The organism is Streptomyces sp. NPDC054840 (genome assembly GCF_053611065.1).
In genome coordinates, this window is the sequence record NZ_JBSGZP010000960.1 from 1 (window position 1) to 2126 (window position 2126).

General features: G+C 71.6%; 2 protein-coding genes. One reads left to right on the top strand and one right to left on the bottom strand.

Annotation, left to right across the window (positions count from 1 at the left end; all coding sequences use genetic code 11):
• A partial coding sequence (locus tag ACWGIU_RS36405) for a hypothetical protein (protein ID WP_453712356.1) occupies window positions 1–195 on the bottom strand: 195 nt, incomplete at its 3' end.
• 256 nt (window positions 196–451) lie between these two features.
• Here ACWGIU_RS36405 and ACWGIU_RS36410 point away from each other — a divergent pair.
• Window positions 452–2095 carry a penicillin-binding transpeptidase domain-containing protein gene (locus ACWGIU_RS36410; RefSeq protein WP_453712357.1) on the top strand — a complete coding sequence of 548 codons (1644 nt, stop codon included), beginning with the start codon at window positions 452–454 and terminating at the stop codon, window positions 2093–2095.
• Window positions 2096–2126: the final 31 nt, after the last annotated feature.

The following is a 2126-nucleotide window of genomic DNA, read 5'->3' on the forward strand; positions in this document are numbered from 1 at the left end:
CGGGGCGGCCACGACGGCGCCGCCGACGGCGAGGGCCAGGCCTGCGAGGATGCTGGGGATACGGGCCGACGGACGCATGCGGATGCACCTGCTCTCTCGGTGGGTCTCGCGGTCCGCCGACGTGCCGGACCGCGGGCGGGGGCGGCGGCGGGGAGCGGGCACTCCGTGGGGCGACCGGCTCGGCGCAGCGGTCACTCTCGCCCTTCCGACGCTAGAACACCGCGCCGGAGCACGCACGTTCGGCCGTCCGCGCCTGGACCCCGAGCCTCTGACCCGCGGCTTGAGCGGCAGGTCGACACCGCTTCTGATCGTGCCCCGCCCGGACTCCGGGGCGACGTCCGGATGTTCCGGTCCGGTAACAACGGCGTACCGAAGCACTGCACAGAGTAAAGTCCGCGCCAAGGGTTCTTTGAACATGTTCAGGAACCGTGGTCTTGGGGGAAGGACTCACGTGAACGGGGTAGCGAAGGGTGCCGTCATCGGCGGAGTGTTCCTCGCCATGGTCGGCGGTGCCGGGTACGGGGTGTACGCGCTGGTCGGCGACACCGAGGGGGACGGGAAGGAAGGCAAGGACGGCGAGACCTCCGTCCAGGCCGGGAAGGGCAGCGGACCCGTCAGCGAGAAGGACGCCGCGAAGACCGCCAAGGCCTTCCTCGCCGCATGGGCGGCCGGGGACGAGCGGGTGGCCGCCGACCTGACGGACAACCCCGCGGCCGCGCAGGCCGTGGTCGGGGATTTCACGACCAAGTCGTACGTGTCCAAGGCCGTGATCACCCCCGGCCCGCCGAACGGCACCACCGTGCCGTTCAAGGTCGAGGCGGAGATCACCTACGAGGGCACGACCAAGCCGCTGGCCTACGACTCCCAGCTGACCGTGGTGCGTGGGGTGACCAGCGGAAAGCCGCTGGTCGACTGGCAGCCCTCGGTGATCCATCCGCAGCTCCAGAAGGACGAGAAGCTGCGCGCGGGCACCCCGGCCGGCCCGCCGGTCAAGGCGGTCGACCGCAACGGCGAGGAACTGACCGCGGAGAAGTACCCCTCGCTGCGCCAGATCCTGGAGGAGCTGCGCCAGACCTACGGCACCAAGGCGGGCGGCAAGGCGGGGGCCGAGCTGTGGATCGAGCCCGCCGCCAAGGACGCCCCCAAGCGGACCCTGCTGACCCTCGTCGAGGGCGAGCCGAGCACCCTCAAGACGTATCTGGACGCGAAGGTTCAGGCCGCGGCCGAGCAGGCGGTCGCCAAGTTCCCGGAGGCCTCGGTGGTCGCCGTCCAGCCGAGCAACGGGCACATCCTGGCCGTCGCGAACCACCGCAAGGACGGCTTCAACGCGGCGATGCGGGGCACCCGGGCGCCCGGATCCACGATGAAGATCGTGACGGCGGCGATGCTGCTGGACCGCGGCCTGGTCGCCGCGGACAAGCCGGCGGAGTGCGGGAAGACGGTGACCTGGGGCCGCGAGTTCCACAACCTGGACCACTTCGACCTGCCGCCCGGCACCAGCTTCGCGACCTCGTTCGCCCGCTCCTGCAACACCGCCTTCATCAAGCAGATCAAGCCCGTCGACGACGACTCCGCGCTGCCCAAGGAAGCCACCGAGGTCTTCGGCATCGGCCTGGACTGGAAGACCGGCATCCTGTCCACCGACGGCAAGGTGCCGCAGGCCACGGGCGCGGCGGCGGCCGCCGAGTACATCGGCCAGGGCCAGATCACGATGAACCCGCTGAACGTCGCGTCCATCACCGCGACGGCCCGCACGGGCGTGTTCCGCCAGCCGGTCCTGGTCTCGCCGGAGCTCGACGACCGGAAGATCGCGACGGCCGAGCGCCGGATGAAGTCCTCGGTGCAGAAGCAGCTGGTCGGCATGATGAAGCTGACGGCGACCAGCGGCACCGCCCAGAAGGCGATGGCCTCGGTCGCGGGCTCGGACAAGGGCGCGAAGACCGGCTCGGCGGAGGTCGGCGGTGCCGGGGAGAGCCCGGACAGCTGGTTCACCGGCTTCAGCGGCGACGTGGCCGCGGCCGCGATGGTGGAGGGCGGCGGCCACGGCGGCGAGGCGGCGGGCCCGATCGTCGCCCAGGTGCTGAACGCGGGCTGACGGGGTGGCGGCGGCGCGACCGGCTCGGGCC